Here is a 17,156-nt window from a genome sequence, read left to right on the forward strand (position 1 = left end):
ACGGTGGACGGTAAACGATTTTAGTTGCTCGTTGTTCGTTTTGCGATGGACGGTGACGGTAAACGATTTTAGTTGCTCGTTGTTCGTTTTGCGATGGACGGTGGACGGTAAACGATTTTAGTTGCTCGTTGTTCGTTTTGCGATGGACGGTGACGGTAAACGATTTTAGTTGCTCGTTGTTCGTTTTGCGATGGACGGTGGACGGTAAACGATTTTAGTTGCTCGTTGTTCGTTTTGCGATGGACGGTGGACGATAAACGACTTTACATTTTTACTTCCTTGAACACCTTCACGTTCTCTAAAAACCATGTGTATGTTTTCTGTATCCCTTCTTCTAAATTCACTTTATGTTTCCATCCTAAAGCATGCATTTTGGAAACATCCATTAATTTTCTTGGGGTTCCGTCAGGTTTCGAATTATCCCAAATGATTTCTCCTTGATGACCAATAATTTTTTGAATTAATAGCGCCAATTCTTTAATAGTTAAATCTTCTCCCGTGCCCACATTGTATAAATAATCAGGCAATTTATTTTCTAAAGCAAAAACCACTGCCTGAGCCATATCATCTACAAATAGAAATTCTCTCAATGGCGTTCCACTTCCCCAAAGGGTAACGGGAGCGTCATTATTCAGTTTGCCGTCATGGAATTTTCTAATTAATGCAGGTAAAACATGAGAACTATTCAAATCAAAATTGTCGTTTATTCCATATAAATTAGTGGGCATCAAACTCACAAAATCTTTCCCGAATTGGTTTCGGAGTGCTTGACAAGCCTTCACACCCGTAATTTTTGCTAAAGCATACCATTCGTTTGTTGGTTCCAAAGCACCTGTTAACAAGTAGTCTTCCTTTAATGGTTGCGGCGCCAACTTAGGATAAATACAAGAGCTACCGAGAAAAATAAATTTATTGATTCCTTGATCAAAAGCAGCGCTTATTAGATTGTTTTGAATTTGCATATTTTCCATTAAAAATTGGTATGGAAAATCATTATTAGCCAATATTCCTCCTACTTTAGCGGCAGCATCTATAATCACGTCTGGCTTTTCTTTTGAAATAAAGTCAAAAACTGATTGCTGATTTCTTAGGTCTAATTCCTTACTGCTGGCACCTATTAAATTCGAATATCCTTTTGCAGACAAGGAACGCCAAATAGCACTTCCAACCATTCCATTATGGCCTGCAATGTATATTTTAGAGTCTAAGTTCATTCATTGTCAAATTAATAATTTATTACTATTTAAGATTTATCAACCTAGAAAATCGATTGTCACTATTCGTCATATGTCTATCTTCAATAGAAAACCAACATCGGTTAACGGTCAACGTTTTTCATCTATTTTCTCTTCGTCTATTGTCTATTTTCTCAACCAAAAATCGCATAATCCCACTCCTCAATTCCCTCTTCGGCGGCTAGGAGGCCTACAACCTTGCATCAACATTTTCTCTTGGTAATGCAGCTTTACTATCAAAAATGACGGTGTGTGTTCCCTTTTTAAATTCATTTAAATCTAATTTAAGAAACTCTTTATGAGCAACTGTCAATATAATGGCATCATATTTAGTTGGAACTTGTATCAATTCAATGTTATATTCTGCTTTAACTTGAGAAAAATCAGCATGGGAATCAAAAACATCCACCTCTAATCCAAATTGAACTAATTCATTATAGATATCTACTACTTTGGAGTTACGAATGTCTGGACAATTCTCTTTAAAAGTAACCCCTAGTAATAATGCTTTAGCTCCTTTAATATTGGTTCCTTTTTGAATCATCATCTTAACGACTTTCCCTGCAATAAACATGCCCATGGTGTCATTTACACGTCTTCCTGAAAGAATAACTTGAGGATGGTAGCCCAAAGATTCTGCTTTGTGTGCTAAATAATAAGGGTCAACCCCAATGCAATGACCACCAACCAAACCGGGTTTGTATTTTAAAAAATTCCATTTTGTTCCGGCAGCTTCCAAAACATCGTTGGTATCAATTCCAATTCTATCAAAAATTAAAGCCAATTCATTTACAAAGGATATGTTTACATCACGTTGTGCATTTTCAATGGCTTTACTGGCTTCTGCAACTTTAATACTAGGCGCTTTATAAGTTCCAGCAGTAATTATTGAAGCATACAAATCATCAACAAAAGTGGCTATTTCGGGCGTAGAGCCTGAGGTCACTTTCTTTATAGTAGTTAAAGTATTTACTTTATCTCCCGGATTAATTCGTTCCGGACTGTAGCCACAGTAAAAATCACTATTGAATTTTAAGCCACTATATTTTTCTAAAACAGGTACACAATCCTCTTCTGTACACCCCGGATAAACCGTACTCTCATAAATTACAATAGCTCCTTTTTTAAGTACTTTCCCAATCATTTCTGAAGCTTTGAGCAACGGATTTAAATCGGGGGCTTTGAATTGATTTATGGGTGTTGGAACCGTTACAATAAAAATGTCGCAGTCTTTCAAATCTGCTACAGCACTAGAAAAAGTCAATTGGGTTGCCGCTTTTATCTTGTCGCTATCGGATTCTAAAGTACGGTCGACTCCTTCTAACAATTCCGCAACACGAGTGGTATTGATATCAAATCCTACCGTTTTGTATTTGGATCCAAATGCAACTGCCAGAGGAAGTCCTACATAACCCAGACCAATAATGGCGATATTTTTATTTGAAATTTCCATTTTTCACTATTTTTTTTAGTACTTTTTGTTGAAAAAATCAGGTTTTTTCTATTTACCGATTCAACATTTTTAACCTACAACTTACAACTTACAAAACTTAGTTTTTATTCTTTACTTTTTTACCTTGATGGAAATGGAAAAGATGATTAGTTTATTCGTTTATCGTAAAACGAACATCGGTCAAAGTTTTCTGTCTATTATTTTTTGGTCTATTATCTTTTTTTTCAACTAACAACCAAGAACCTACAACTTCCTCTAAGTACAACTTGTAATTTAATTCCACTTCTTCGTTCCCCCTTCGGGGGTTAGGGGGCTTTTTCCACGGCTTCGCCCCGTCAGTCACATATTCGTAACTAACAAAGCATTCAAAATAATTGCCAAAACTTTACGCTTCTCTACAAATTGTGATTAACACACCCAATTCTTTTAGAACCAAACGTATTTTATTTTTTTCTACCTGTGTCACAACTCCTTCTTTTCCTTGAAAAGGACCTTTAGGAATGGTGAGATTGTCTCCAGGCTTGATTCCTTCTACTTCAACAGAAGTCAGAATTCCTTTTAGACTATTTTTTAATGCCACAATTTCATGCTCCTGAATAATGGCAGGTTTCCCCAACCAATACAAATAACGAACAATTCCGTGAACTTCAAAAACTTTATTTCGTTCTTTTTCTTCTAAATTCACAAATACATACGAACGAATTAGTGGCGTTTCTACCTTTTTTTTTCGGTCAGACCATTGCTTTATTTGAGTAATCATAGGACAATAGGCTTCAATTCCAAGTTGTTCCAATTGCTCAGTTACTTTTTTTTCTTTTTTTGGACGTGTATAGAGTGCAAACCAAGACATCTTTACTCAATTTTAGTTGATAAAGAAGAGTCATCTTCATAAATTAACAATCCTTTACCATCATAACTTTGTGTAATAAAAAATTGGACTTTGCGTTTAATTTCCTTTTCTATTTTAACCGATAGTTGTTCAATATATTCCGTATTCAAGTCATCACCAATAACTATAACTTCAATAACACCGCTATCAATTCCATTGGCATAATCTCCAATTACTATTACTTTTTTAACACTACCCATCCTGTCTAAAACCATTTCAACAATTGAATCCAGCCCAATGTGTTGGAAAATAATTTTTTTGAGGGTTTTAAAAAGAGGGTGACTCGTATTAGCCTTGTAAGAAATTCTATTTTTGATTGCTTTTTTTTGTAAATAGCCTGCTTCTTCAAGGCTATTTAACTCTTTGCGAATGGAGTTAGTAGATTCATTCATTTCTTCAGCTAAACCACGCAAATAACCGTGATTGGCTGAGTTTAAAAAAAACTTAACCAAAATACGAATGCGTGTTTTAGATGTAATGAGTGTTTCTAGCATTGCACATATATTGAGTACCAAAAGTACTCGTTATATGTTGCTAAACCAAATTTTACTGTAGTTTTTTTAATCAAAAATTTATGGCGAAAAAAAAACCGCTCTAAAGCGGTTTGAGTATTAAAATTTGAAAATAAATTCTGCACTGTGCTGAATGTGATTGTTGAGTAGCGATTGTTGATCAAAACCATATTTACCAACCGTTTGAAGTCGGAACCCTAAATTAGGTTGCACCCAAAAATTAAGTCCTAAACCAAAATTTGATGTTTGATTTGTAACACTGTCTACAGAATTGATTCCAACTCCTAAAACCAAGAAGGCATCAATTTTAGATTGTTCAACTATGTAATCATCAAAGAAAAATTTTCCATTTAAATCCAATCCATAATAAACAGCGTCGTTTTTAATCATTGCACCATTTTGATAGATTTTAGACGAAATAGAATTCATTGCTATTGCTGATTCAATAGAAAACTCTTTAGAAATACTTTTTTCAAAACTGATTCTAGAAACTGTAGGAATGTAATTCCATTGTTTTGAAGTATTAAAATATTGATTGTTCATTGTGCTGGTATTGTCAATAAAATTAGTACCAAAACCAATAATCCATTTTGAATTTTGATTTTTTCCGTTTTCTTGACTAAAACCAATTGTAATTGTAAATAATAAAAATAAAGCTAATAAATTTTTCATAGTGTTTGTTTTTTTAATTTAAAACAAATATATAATAAAATTTAAATAAATAAATAAATAAAAATAAAATTTAATAGTTTGTTAAAACACCTATCACAACTACTACCAATAGCAATTATTAATTAGTCCAATCGTTCTATAAAAAACCAACAATATATTTCTTTTAGTATTCCTGATAGAAAGGGATTATTAGACTAATTTGAAATAAAAAGCGAAATAAAGTTACTATTTTTCGCAGCCTATTTTATTTATAGAATCAATGCATCACAAATAGAATCCGAAAATATTTGAAAAAATGAGAAAAAAATAAGTTATTTGTAATAAAATATTCTTTATGACCCCAATTGCCATAGTGTCCTTAATGATTGTGTATTTCGGAATCTTGTTTTTGATTTCGCATTTTGTATCTAAAAACAATACTGGAAATGAAGCTTTTTTTAAAGCAAATAAAAACTCGAAGTGGTATTTAGTTGCTTTTGGAATGATTGGAACCGCACTTTCAGGGGTTACTTTCATATCAGTTCCTGGCGAAGTAGGAAATCCTGAAAATCAATTCAAGTATTTTCAATTTGTTTTGGGGAATGCCATTGGATTTATAATTATTGCGAAAGTGCTGCTTCCTTTATATTACAGAATGAATCTCACTTCTATTTATAGTTATATCGAGCAACGTTTGGGAACGATTAGCTATAAAACTGCCGCTTCCATATTTTTAATAAGTAGAACTATTGGCTCGTCTTTCCGATTGTATTTGGTAGTTATCGTTTTGCAACGCTATGTTTTTGATTTTTATCAAATTCCATTTGCTGCAACGGTTCTAATTTCTTTGCTTTTAATATTCGCCTATACTTATCGAGGGGGTTTAAAAACAATTATAATTACAGATACTTTACAAACAGTTTTCTTAGTTTCCTCTGTTTTCTTAACGATATATTTTATTTGCAGCAGTCTCAACCTAAATGTTTTTGAAGCCTTTGAAGTAGTAAAAAATAGCAATTATTCTAAAATATTTTTCTTTGATGATTATATGAAAGGAACTTATTTCATCAAACAAATTTTAGGTGGAATATTTGTAACTATAGCAATGGTAGGACTTGACCAAGATCTGATGCAAAAGAATTTGAGTTGCGCTACTATTGGCGAAGCCCAAAAAAACATGTTCACATTCACCGGGATTTTTGTCATTATCAATATTTTCTTTTTAAGTGTGGGCGCGCTACTTTATATTTATGCCGAAAAAAATGGCATTTCAGTTCCTACCGATTTAATCACCGGAAAACCCCGAACGGATTTATTATTCCCAGAAATTGCTTTTCATCATTTGACATTAATTCCTGCAATTGTATTTCTTTTGGGATTAACCGCCGCTACATTTGCAACCACAGACTCTGCATTGACGGCTTTAACGACCTCTTTTTGTGTTGATTTTCTTGGCATGGACAAAATTGAAAACGCTGCTAAAGCAAATATGGTACGAACAAGACATTTCGTTCATATTGGATTTTCGCTTTTAATGTTTTTGGTAATTGTGATTTTTAATGCAATAAATAACGCTTCGGTGGTGAGTATGATTTTCAAGATTGCATCTTATACGTATGGGCCTCTTTTGGGATTGTATTGTTTTGGATTGTTTATGAAATCAAAAACCGTTCACGACAAATTGGTTCCATTGATTTGTTTGCTTTCTCCAGCAATTTGCTTTTTGATAAGTTATAATTCGGCAGCGTTATTGGGCGATTATGTAATTGATAATGAACTCATAATTATCAATGGATTGCTTACTTTTATTGGATTGTTGCTGATTAGCAAACCTGCAACTTCTGAAACGCGATTCTGATTTTTTACTTTTTTCCCTTGATGGTAAAAAGTAACAAAAAAGATCAAGCCTGCACAATATTATCTTGAAAACTACCTCGGCAATCTCTCCACAACCCAAGTCGCTCGTCGTGCCTCCTCGTCTATCGGGGTTGCTTCCGTTCTTTTCTTCGTTGTTTTCTTGTGATAATTCTGTGAGGGCACTGTGAGAAATGGTTGATAATTAAGACTATTTAATCTATTATCTCTTCGTCTATTATCTAATTTATAGAAACAAAATCCGAATTGACTTGGTCTGTACGCTATTCTCAGGTTCTAATTTTTAGCCCTGATGGCAGTGGAAATCCTTTGCTTTTTTTCTTTAAAAAGCAAAGATTGCAACGTACAGCAGGAATAGCTCCAAAAAAAAACTAATATTGATTGGTTGTCAATAATACCAATGTGCAGGCAATTTCTACCTTTATATTGTTCAATTTTAGTAATTGATAGAATTCTGGATTTTCTGTTCCGGGATTAAAAATCACCCTTTTTGGCTTTGCTTCGACGATATAATTGTAATAATCCCTTTGTCTGGCTGCGTTCAGATACAGGGAAATGGTGTTGATTTGCGATAAAGGAATGGCTTTTGTATAGATTTTCACTCCCGCAACTTCGCCTGTATTTTGCCCGATGGCGATCACCGTATGTCCTTTCTCGACAAGCATTGTGATGGCTTTAAAGGAATATCTATCGGGTTTTGTTGACGCTCCGAGTACTACCGTTTTTTTATTTTTCATTCGACAAAAGTACGAAAAAGTGTTGTTTTTATTTTACTCTCTTGTTAAGAAAATTTCCGCCATCATACATCTTGCACTTCCACCACCACAAGCTTCAATGGTGTCAAGGCTTGAGCTCAAAATAGTGACGTGTTCTTCCAATTGTGCGACTTGTTTTTTAGTCAAACTTTTATGTGCCGATGTGCTCATTACCAAATATCTTCGGTCGTTGACTCCTTTTACTTCGAGCATATTTCCTGCAAAATTGTTGACTTGGTCTTCCGTAATTAAAATTACTTCTTTTTCATCGCCTTTAAGGCTGTCCAAAACCATTTTTCGCTCTTTTTTGTCATCGATTGAATCGGCGCAAATAACAGCGTAGGTTTCTCCTAAACACATCATTACATTGGTATGATAAATTAATTTTCGTTCGCCATTTACGGTTTGAAAGGATTCAAATAAAATTGGATTTAAATCAAAATCTTCGCAAAATTCGATGAATAATTCCTCATCAGCCCTTGGTGATAAAGCACAATATGCTTTTCCATTGGCTCTGTCAAGCAAAATACTTCCTGTACCTTCAAGGAAATAACCGTCTTCCTCGGCAGAGGTATAATCGACAATATTTTCGATGATGAATCCTTTTTCTTCTAAAATATCCAATAGTTCCTCCCGACGTTCTTGACGACGATTTTCGGCAAACATTGGAAATAAAGCGACGTCGCCATTTTCGTGAAATGAAATCCAATTGTTCGGAAAAATGCTGTCTGGGGTATCTGGATTTAAAGTATCTTCAACCACAATTATATCTACGCCAAAAGCAGTTAATTTAGCGACAAACGCATCGAATTCTTGCTGCGCCCTGGCATTTACAGTTTCTGGCGATAAACCATCAATCACTTTTTGGTAATAATTATTAACGGCAGTTTGCTCGTTCATTCGAAACGCAACTGGGCGAATCATTAAAATGGAATTGGTAGTTTGGTTCATGTTTTTTGTAAGTTATAGGTTATGAGTTGTAAGTTGTAGGTTACGATTTATTTAAAATTAATGATTATTTGTTAATTATTATAATTTAATATTTGCTAAATATATAAAAATCAATGTTTTATATTGATTGAATCGAAATTGTGTTTATAAACAAGAATCAAAATAAAGAATATTAATATATTAATTTTTACATTATGTATAATGCCCTGCCTTAATATCCATAATCAAACTTACAACTTACAACTTATAACTCATAACCCACAACCAATTTCAATTATGTTTTCCAATTCTCTTCAACATATTTAATAAAATTATAAATTTTAGCACTCAATTCGTTGTATTTAGATATAAATTCAGTCTTATTTTCAATTATTTCTGGATATAAAATTGTTATTTTTTCAATGTGAAATACTGTTTCAAGGCAACTTGCATAGGAATAAGTAAGAAATTTTACAAAATCTGCTTTATATCTTTTTCGACCATATCCTTCGACAATATTAGTAGTCACTGAATCGGCGGATCTCCGAAGCTGACTTCCAAGTTCATACAATTCATGTTTAGGCAATTTTAAAGAGTAGTTATGACTTATGTAGAATAATTCTAATCCTAAATTATAAACTTCTAAATCTTTATAACTTTTCATTTTTTTGGCGTTTAAATTGTTGATTGTTACAAGTTAATTTGTTGTAAGCTAATGTTTTATGGTTTATTATAGTTGCTATTTTCTATATGTTATAAGTTATGTATTTAAAATAGGATAGTATCAAAATTGAATTCCTATTTATAGCATATAATACTTTTATTTTTTCTTTTGAATAATCTAGCTAAAACATACAACCCACAACTTACAACGTTTCTATCCATAATCAAACTAAAAACTTACAACCTACAACTTACACCCCACAACCTTCATTCTCTAATCAACGGCAATGTCGAGCAACGCAATAAACCTTCTTGTTTGGCGATTTCGGCATAGGGAATTTCTTCAACGGTGAAACCATTTTCCCTTAGCCACTTGTTTAACCTTTTGAACTTTCTCTCAGAAACAACTACATCTGGAGCTATTGAAAAGACATTCGAATTCATATTATACATTTCTTCTCTTTTAATATGAAACAGATTTTCCTTTCCAAAAAGATTTACTAAAAACATATAATCCGCTTCTTCACGGAAACCTCTTTTGTAAATAATCCCTTTATTGACGCCTACTGGCTGAAAACAACAGTCTAAATGCAAGGCATTGTCTCGAGCTTCAATTTTCGATTTCACCAAATCAAATTCTTTGACAATTTTGTTTGGAAATAAATTTCTTATAAATTCCACCCCTTGCCAATTGGTTCTTGCGGTAATATAATCTTTATAATCACTGCCTTTATAGGTTCCAATAAAAATATAATTGTTCCAAAGCATTACATCGCCACCTTCAATATGAACATCTTCTGGAGGTCGAATGACTTTTAACGGATTTATTTGATTGATTACATATTGAATGGCATCCAATTCGCGCTCTCTATCAGGTAATATATTTGCTTTTATGAAAACACCATCAATTACAAAACCGATGTCCCGGGCAAAAATTTGATTGTAATTTTCAATCTGTTCTGGACGATAAACAGTTACATTGTATTTTTGAAAAACAGCATAGAATGCCTCCATTTCTTTAACCATATCCGCTTCTACGGGATACGTTCCCGCTAAAATATGTTCCAATGATTTTGGATCGTACGCTTCCTCAATACTTGGAGTAGGTCCATTATTTATCGCTGAACCTAAAACTACGGCTCTTAATCTTGATGTTTCGTTTTGTACGTTGAGTTGCAACATAATTCTATTTTAGTTTTGACTACCTACAAATATAAAAAAAAGCCTCACAATTAGTGAAGCTTTCTCATTTTTTAACCAAAAAATCTATCTTTTGTCAATAGATTTGAAATCTCTCAAAGGATGTCCCGTATAAACTTGTCTTGGACGACCAATTGGCTCTTTGTTTTCACGCATTTCTTTCCATTGCGCAATCCAACCTGGTAATCTTCCAATAGCAAATAAAACAGTAAACATATCGGTAGGAATTCCCAAAGCACGGTAAATAATACCAGAATAGAAATCTACATTTGGATATAATTTTCTTGAAACAAAATAGTCATCTACCAAAGCAGCTGCTTCTAATTTTTTTGCAATTTCCAAAATTGGGTCGTTTACTCCTAAAGTTGCTAAAACTTCATCGGCAGCTTTTTTGATGATTTTGGCTCTTGGATCAAAGTTTTTATAAACTCTGTGACCAAAACCCATCAATCGAAAAGGGTCGTCTTTGTCTTTGGCTTTCGCCATATATTTATCGGCATCGCCACCGTTCAACTGTATTTCTTCTAACATTTCCAGAACAGCTTGATTCGCTCCACCGTGAAGTGGTCCCCAAAGTGCAGAAACCCCTGCAGAAATAGAGGCGAATAACCCTGCATGAGAAGAACCCACCATTCTTACTGTTGATGTGGAACAGTTTTGTTCGTGATCACCGTGAAGAATGAATAACTTGTTCAATGCATTGATTACAACTGGATTTGAAGTATAGGGTTCTGTAGGAATTTCAAACATTAAATGCATAAAATTTTCAACATATCCTTTCGTATTATCGTAATAATTTAACGGATATCCCATGCTTTTTCTGTAAGTCCACGTTGCAATTACAAGAAATTTTCCCATTGTTTTACAAACTGCTTCATACATTTCTTTTTCATTTTCAACATTCACCGATTTAGGGTTAAATGCTGTTAATGCACTTGTCAAAGAAGATAAAACCCCCATTGGATGGGCGGTTTTAGGAAAGCCATCAATGATGTTTTTCATTTCTTCGTTAACCAATGTATATTTTCTGATATTGGTTTCAAATTTCTCCAACTCTAATTTTGTTGGCAAATCCCCGAAAATCAATAAGTAGGATACTTCAAGAAAGTTTGCTTTATCCGCTAAATCTTCAATTGCATACCCTCTGTAACGCAAAATTCCTTCTTCACCATCAAGGTACGTAATTTCACTTGTGCAAGAACCTGAATTTTTATAACCTGGGTCTATAGTAATTGCACCCGTTAAATCACGTAATTTATTAATATCGATGGCAACTTCATTTTCACTTCCAACAATTACTGGAAATTCATATTTTTTACCTTCTAATTCTAAAACAGCTATTTTTGACATAATATATGGGAAATAATCTTATTAAATAATAAGTAACAAAAATAAGGTATTTCATATCAATTATAAAAGAAATACGCTAACGATTTCGTTAAATTAAGTATAAATAGTGCACAATTGATATGCATATCGATAAAATATCAAAAATTACGACAAAAAAAAACGTCCAATAAGCAATTCTACTCGTTGGACGTTTAAAATTTATTTAGAAAAACTATCTCGTTTTGAACGCTTTTTTGCCAGGAAAGTAAGCCGTGTCGCCAAGTTCTTCTTCAATTCTGAGTAATTGATTGTATTTTGCCATTCTATCACTTCTTGAAGCAGAACCCGTTTTGATTTGACCACAGTTCAATGCAACCGCTAAATCGGCGATGGTATTGTCTTCTGTTTCTCCTGAACGGTGCGACATTACTGAAGTAAATCCAGCATTTTTAGCCATATTTACCGCCGCAATTGTTTCCGTTAAAGTACCAATTTGGTTTACTTTTACTAATATTGAATTGGCAATTCCTCTTTCAATTCCTGTTGACAAACGTTCTACATTGGTTACAAATAAATCATCACCAACTAATTGTGTTGTGTGTCCGATTTTATCGGTTAAATATTTCCAACCGTCCCAGTCATTTTCATCCATTCCATCTTCAATAGAAATAATTGGATATTTAGAAGCCAATTCAGCCAAATAATCTGCTTGTTCTTCCGACGATCTTATTTTTCCTGTTGGTCCTTCAAATTTTGTATAATCGTATTTTCCGTTTACATAGAATTCGGAAGCAGCACAATCTAAGGCAACCATAATTTCATCACCAAAAGAATATCCAGCAGCTTCAACCGCTTTTTTGATGGTATCTAATGCATCTTCCGTTCCGCCAGCTAAATTTGGTGCAAAACCACCTTCGTCACCAACAGCAGTACTCAAGCCTCTGTCGTGTAAAACTTTTTTAAGATTGTGGAAAATTTCTGTTCCCATTTGCATTGCTTGAGTGAAAGTTGTGGCTTTTACTGGTATAATCATAAATTCTTGAAATGCGATTGGCGCATCAGAATGCGAACCACCGTTGATGATATTCATCATTGGAACTGGCAATGTGTTGGCAGAAACCCCACCAATATATCTGTATAATGGCAATCCCAATTCATTGGAAGCTGCTTTAGCGACTGCTAATGAAACTCCAAGAATGGCATTGGCACCCAAATTTGACTTGTTAGGTGTTCCATCTAAAGCAATCATGGTTTGATCGATTAGATTTTGTTCAAAAACAGAAGTTCCTAATAATTCTTCTGCTATTTTGGTATTTACATTTTCAACAGCTTTTAAAACTCCTTTTCCAAGAAATGCTTTACCACCATCACGTAATTCAGCCGCTTCGTATTTTCCTGTTGATGCTCCTGAAGGAACTGCAGCTCTCCCTAAAACGCCGTTTTCGGTAACTACATCAACTTCAATTGTTGGGTTTCCTCTTGAGTCGAAAATTTGTCTTGCGTGAATTTTGATAATAATGCTCATTTTTTTCTTTTTTATAAGTGATTAATACTAGTTTGTAAATTGTATCGCAAATATATCACAACTATCGGATTGATTTTTTGAAACCAATTAATGTTATTAACTCAAACGTTTTAGTTACTAGAAAGTTTCATATTATCTATGAATTGGTCAAATAAATAGGCTGCATCGTGTGGTCCAGGACTTGCTTCGGGATGGTATTGCACTGAAAAACAGCTTTTGTTAATCATTCTCATTCCTGCCACAGTACCATCATTGAGATGTAAATGGGTGATTTCAAAATCAGGATGTTGTTCTAATTCTTCTTTATTTACGGCAAAACCGTGATTTTGAGAAGTAATTTCGCCTTTGCCTGAAATTATATTTTTTATAGGATGATTGATTCCTCGGTGTCCGTTGAACATTTTATAGGTTGAAATTCCATTGGCTAAGGCAATCATTTGGTGTCCCAAACAAATCCCGAATACAGGAGTATTTGTTTGCAATATTTGACGCGTTACTTCTTGTACTTGTTTCAATGGATCTGGGTCTCCAGGACCATTGGAAAGAAAATACCCATCAGGATTGAAAGCTTTCAATTCTTCAAAAGGGGTGTTGTATGGAAATACTTTGATGTAACAATCTCTGGTGTCCAAGCATCTTAAGATATTGGTTTTTATTCCTAAATCTAAAGCTGCAATTTTATAGGTTGCCTTTTCATTTCCGAAAAAATAAGGTTCTTTAGTAGAAACTTTAGAAGCCAATTCTAATCCTTTCATATTAGGAACTAAAGCTAATTTTGCTTTTAATTCTTCAATTGAAGTTCCATCGGTACAAATCACAGAATTCATAGCACCATTTTCACGGATGTAACTCACTAATGCTCTTGTATCGACATCGGAAATGACAACTAAATTTACTTTTTCAAAATAGTCGAAAAGGCTTTCTGAGGCATCGGGTCTTGAATAGTTAAAACTGAAGTTTTTGCAAACCAATCCAGAAATTTTAATTCCATCTGAATCGACTTCTTGTTCGTGAACGCCGTAGTTTCCAATGTGTGGATTGGTGGCTACCATTATTTGACCATAATACGACGGGTCGGTAAATATTTCTTGGTATCCTGTCATTCCGGTATTAAAACAAACTTCTCCGAATGCAGTTCCTTCGATTCCGATGGATTTTCCGTGAAAAATGGTTCCGTCGCTAAGGAGTAGAATTGCAGGTTTTCTGTTTGAGTACTTCATTTTTGTTGTAGTTGTTGTGTTGTGGTTGCAAATTTAATTTAAAATATGATGCTATGAAAATTTAATTCCTCGAGAAGCCAAAAAAATCTGTTTAGCCCTGATGGAAATGGAAATCCCTCAAAATTGTGAGGCACGAAGCAATTTTGAGGATTGCAATGTACAGCAGGAATACGATTGGTTTAGAATGCCTAAAAATTCGCTCAAAAAAAAAGGACAAACTAATTAAAGTGTGTCCTTTTCTATTTATTAAATAATGAAATTCATTATTCTGCAGCGTCAGTAGTATCGGCTTCAGCTGTTGGAACTTCTGTAACTTCTTCTTGGGAAGTTTCGTCTGCTTTCTTCGCTTTTCCACCTCTACGGCTTTTTGCTTTTTTAACTTCTTTTTTACCGCCGTTGTAAAGTTCATTGAAATCTACTAATTCGATCATTGCCATATCGGCATTATCTCCTAAACGATTTCCAACTTTGATGATACGGGTGTATCCACCTGGACGATCTCCAACTTTTTCAGCTACGTCTCTGAACAAGTCAGTTACGGCGTATTTGCTACGTAAGTATGAAAAAACGATACGTCTGTTGTGCGTAGTATCTGCTTTTGATTTTGTAATTAAAGGCTCTACAAATTGTTTTAGCGCTTTTGCTTTAGCTACAGTAGTATTAATACGTTTGTGCTCGATTAGGGAACAGGCCATATTAGCTAACATAGATTTTCTATGCGCAGTTTGTCTGCCTAAATGATTGAATTTTTTTCCGTGTCTCATGACCAATTTATTTTAACTTCATCTTGCTACAATCCACTATGGAGAGCAAAATATGAAGTAAATTATTCTTTATCTAGTTTGTATTTCGCTAAATCCATTCCGAAGGTTAAATTTTTAATAGCTACTAGTTCGTCTAGTTCAGTTAAAGATTTTTTACCGAAATTACGGAATTTCATTAGGTCATTTTTATTGAATGATACCAAGTCGCCTAATGTATCAACTTCAGCCGCTTTCAAACAATTTAATGCTCTAACAGATAAATCCATATCAACAAGCTTAGTTTTAAGCAATTGTCTCATGTGTAATGACTCTTCGTCATACGAATCTGTTTGAGCAATTTCGTCAGCCTCAAGTGTTATTCTTTCGTCAGAAAACAACATGAAATGGTGAATTAAAACTTTTGCTGCTTCGGTTAAAGCATCTTTTGGATTGATTGAGCCATCAGTTTTTATTTCAAAAACCAATTTTTCATAATCTGTTTTTTGCTCCACACGGAAATTTTCAATTGCATACTTTACATTTTTTACCGGAGTAAAAATAGAGTCAGTAAAAATTGTTCCAATTGCTGCGTTTTGTTTTTTGTTCTCTTCTGCAGGAACATATCCTCTACCTTTTTCAATTGTCAATTCGAAATTCAAATTAACTTTTTTATCAAGATTACAGATTACAAGTTCTGGGTTCAGTACTTGGAAACCTGAAATGAATTTTTGAAAATCACCAGCAGTAAGTTGCTCTTTACCGTTTACAGAAACTGTTATAGTTTCATTGTCTACATCTTCAATTTGACGTTTAAAACGTACTTGTTTTAGATTAAGAATAATTTCGGTAACGTCTTCAACAACTCCAGGAATAGTAGAAAATTCGTGATCTACACCTTCGATTCGAACAGATGTGATTGCGTATCCTTCTAAAGCAGAAAGTAAAACTCTTCTAAGTGCGTTACCAACTGTCAATCCGTAACCAGGTTCTAAAGGTCTGAATTCAAACTTACCTTCAAAATCGTTAGAATCGATCATGATAACTTTATCGGGCTTCTGAAAATTAAATATTGCCATAATTTCGACTAAGTCAATTACTATTTATTGTACAACTCTACGATTAATTGTTCTTTTATATTTTCTGGAATCTGCAATCTAGCAGGAACAGAAACAAAAGTACCTTCTTTAACATCGTTGTTCCAAGTAATCCATTCATATACATGACTTGAATTAGACAAAGAACGCTCAATAGCTTCTAATGATTTAGATTTTTCACGAACTGCAACTTTATCACCAGCTCTTAGGTGGTAAGACGCAATATCAACAACTTCACCGTTAACGGTAATGTGTCTGTGAGAAACTAATTGTCTAGCGCCTCTTCTAGAAGGAGCAATACCCATTCTAAATACAACGTTATCTAATCTTGCTTCACACAATTGTAAAAGAACTTCACCAGTTACACCTTTAGTGGCTGCTGCTTTTTTGAACAAACCTCTAAATTGTTTTTCTAAAATTCCGTAAGAATATTTAGCTTTTTGCTTCTCCATTAACTGGATAGCATATTCAGATTTTTTACCTCTTTTTTTAGCCATCCCGTGTTGACCGGGTGGATAATTTCTTCTTTCGAAAGATTTGTCATCTCCGAAGATTGCTTCGCCAAATTTACGAGCAATTCTAGTTTTTGGACCAGTATATCTTGCCATTTTAAAAAATTAAATTAAGGTAGAGATTATGAATTCAGGTCATATCCTTCGATAATCGTGTATTCTACCTAGTTATACTTAAATATATTATTAAACTCTACGTCTTTTAGGAGGACGACATCCGTTGTGAGGTATTGGAGTAACATCGATAATCTCTGTAACTTCAATTCCACCGTTATGTAAAGAACGGATTGCAGACTCACGTCCGTTTCCTGGTCCTTTTACATACACTTTTACTTTTTTAAGTCCTGCTTCAAGAGCTACCTTACTACAATCTTCTGCTGCCATTTGAGCTGCATACGGAGTGTTCTTTTTAGAACCTCTGAAGCCCATTTTACCAGCTGAAGACCATGAAATAACTTCCCCTTTCTTATTCGTTAAAGAAATGATAATGTTATTAAAAGTTGCACTGATATGCGCTTCTCCTGTTGATTCAACTATTACTTTACGTTTTTTTGCACTTGCCTTAGCCAT

17 protein-coding genes are annotated in these 17,156 nt (G+C 34.0%); 1 reads left to right on the forward strand and 16 read right to left on the reverse strand.

The features are described from left to right. Positions 1–263: 263 nt before the first annotated feature. From AC9UEH_RS00250 to AC9UEH_RS00270, 5 genes are all read right to left on the reverse strand, one after another. Entirely contained in the window at positions 264–1,214 is a 951-nt protein-coding gene (locus tag AC9UEH_RS00250; RefSeq protein WP_509527258.1) for a GDP-L-fucose synthase family protein, read from the reverse strand. A 211-nt stretch (positions 1,215–1,425) separates the two neighbouring features. Beyond that, a complete protein-coding gene (locus AC9UEH_RS00255) occupies positions 1,426–2,688 on the reverse strand; it encodes a nucleotide sugar dehydrogenase (protein ID WP_509527260.1) in 1,263 nt (420 codons plus the stop codon). A 385-nt stretch (positions 2,689–3,073) separates the two neighbouring features. Beyond that, positions 3,074–3,538 carry a UpxY family transcription antiterminator gene (locus tag AC9UEH_RS00260; RefSeq protein ID WP_509527262.1) on the reverse strand — a complete coding sequence of 155 codons (465 nt, stop codon included), beginning with the start codon at positions 3,536–3,538 and terminating at the stop codon, positions 3,074–3,076. A gap of 2 nt (positions 3,539–3,540) precedes the next feature. Further along, complete coding sequence (locus tag AC9UEH_RS00265; protein ID WP_509527264.1) at positions 3,541–4,071, reverse strand: ArsR family transcriptional regulator; 531 nt, start codon at positions 4,069–4,071, stop codon at positions 3,541–3,543. A 117-nt stretch (positions 4,072–4,188) separates the two neighbouring features. Beyond that, positions 4,189–4,761 carry a porin family protein gene (locus AC9UEH_RS00270; RefSeq protein WP_509527266.1) on the reverse strand — a complete coding sequence of 191 codons (573 nt, stop codon included), beginning with the start codon at positions 4,759–4,761 and terminating at the stop codon, positions 4,189–4,191. Between the two features lie 334 nt (positions 4,762–5,095). Between AC9UEH_RS00270 and AC9UEH_RS00275 the strand changes: the two genes are divergently transcribed. Continuing rightward, on the forward strand, positions 5,096–6,598 hold the full coding sequence (locus AC9UEH_RS00275) for a sodium:solute symporter (protein ID WP_509527268.1): 1,503 nt from the start codon (positions 5,096–5,098) through the stop codon (positions 6,596–6,598). Positions 6,599–6,986: 388 nt separating this feature from the next. Here the strand turns inward: AC9UEH_RS00275 and AC9UEH_RS00280 are convergent, their stop codons facing one another. The 11 genes from AC9UEH_RS00280 to rpsK all read right to left on the reverse strand — a co-directional run bounded on the left by AC9UEH_RS00280 (position 6,987) and on the right by rpsK (position 17,156). Beyond that, positions 6,987–7,352, reverse strand: a complete 366-nt coding sequence (locus AC9UEH_RS00280; RefSeq protein ID WP_509527270.1) for a CoA-binding protein — start codon at positions 7,350–7,352, stop codon at positions 6,987–6,989. A gap of 33 nt (positions 7,353–7,385) precedes the next feature. Next, positions 7,386–8,321: a citrulline utilization hydrolase CtlX gene (gene ctlX, locus AC9UEH_RS00285; protein ID WP_509527272.1), complete on the reverse strand. Its 936-nt coding sequence runs from the start codon at positions 8,319–8,321 to the stop codon at positions 7,386–7,388. Between the two features lie 274 nt (positions 8,322–8,595). Beyond that, positions 8,596–8,964, reverse strand: a complete 369-nt coding sequence (locus AC9UEH_RS00290; RefSeq protein WP_509527274.1) for a four helix bundle protein — start codon at positions 8,962–8,964, stop codon at positions 8,596–8,598. Positions 8,965–9,230: 266 nt separating this feature from the next. Then, positions 9,231–10,145, reverse strand: coding sequence for a dimethylarginine dimethylaminohydrolase family protein (locus tag AC9UEH_RS00295; protein WP_509527276.1), 915 nt, complete (start codon positions 10,143–10,145; stop codon positions 9,231–9,233). 84 nt (positions 10,146–10,229) lie between these two features. Next, positions 10,230–11,513 (reverse strand): citrate synthase, encoded by a 1,284-nt coding sequence (locus AC9UEH_RS00300; RefSeq protein WP_509527278.1) that lies wholly within the window; start codon positions 11,511–11,513, stop codon positions 10,230–10,232. A 211-nt stretch (positions 11,514–11,724) separates the two neighbouring features. Beyond that, positions 11,725–13,017: a phosphopyruvate hydratase gene (eno, locus tag AC9UEH_RS00305; protein WP_509527280.1), complete on the reverse strand. Its 1,293-nt coding sequence runs from the start codon at positions 13,015–13,017 to the stop codon at positions 11,725–11,727. A 110-nt stretch (positions 13,018–13,127) separates the two neighbouring features. Then, the gene (carA, locus tag AC9UEH_RS00310; protein ID WP_509527283.1) at positions 13,128–14,237 is read right to left on the reverse strand and encodes a glutamine-hydrolyzing carbamoyl-phosphate synthase small subunit; all 1,110 of its coding nucleotides are present in this window, start codon (positions 14,235–14,237) and stop codon (positions 13,128–13,130) included. Between the two features lie 263 nt (positions 14,238–14,500). Continuing rightward, positions 14,501–15,001 (reverse strand): 50S ribosomal protein L17, encoded by a 501-nt coding sequence (gene rplQ / locus AC9UEH_RS00315; RefSeq protein WP_509527285.1) that lies wholly within the window; start codon positions 14,999–15,001, stop codon positions 14,501–14,503. Positions 15,002–15,063: 62 nt separating this feature from the next. After that, complete coding sequence (locus tag AC9UEH_RS00320; protein WP_509527287.1) at positions 15,064–16,056, reverse strand: DNA-directed RNA polymerase subunit alpha; 993 nt, start codon at positions 16,054–16,056, stop codon at positions 15,064–15,066. Between the two features lie 20 nt (positions 16,057–16,076). Continuing rightward, on the reverse strand, positions 16,077–16,682 hold the full coding sequence (gene rpsD / locus AC9UEH_RS00325; RefSeq protein WP_509527289.1) for a 30S ribosomal protein S4: 606 nt from the start codon (positions 16,680–16,682) through the stop codon (positions 16,077–16,079). A gap of 90 nt (positions 16,683–16,772) precedes the next feature. After that, on the reverse strand, positions 16,773–17,156 hold the full coding sequence (rpsK, locus tag AC9UEH_RS00330) for a 30S ribosomal protein S11 (RefSeq protein WP_509527291.1): 384 nt from the start codon (positions 17,154–17,156) through the stop codon (positions 16,773–16,775).

The organism is Flavobacterium sp. (assembly GCF_040402835.1).
Taxonomy (GTDB): domain Bacteria; phylum Bacteroidota; class Bacteroidia; order Flavobacteriales; family Flavobacteriaceae; genus Flavobacterium.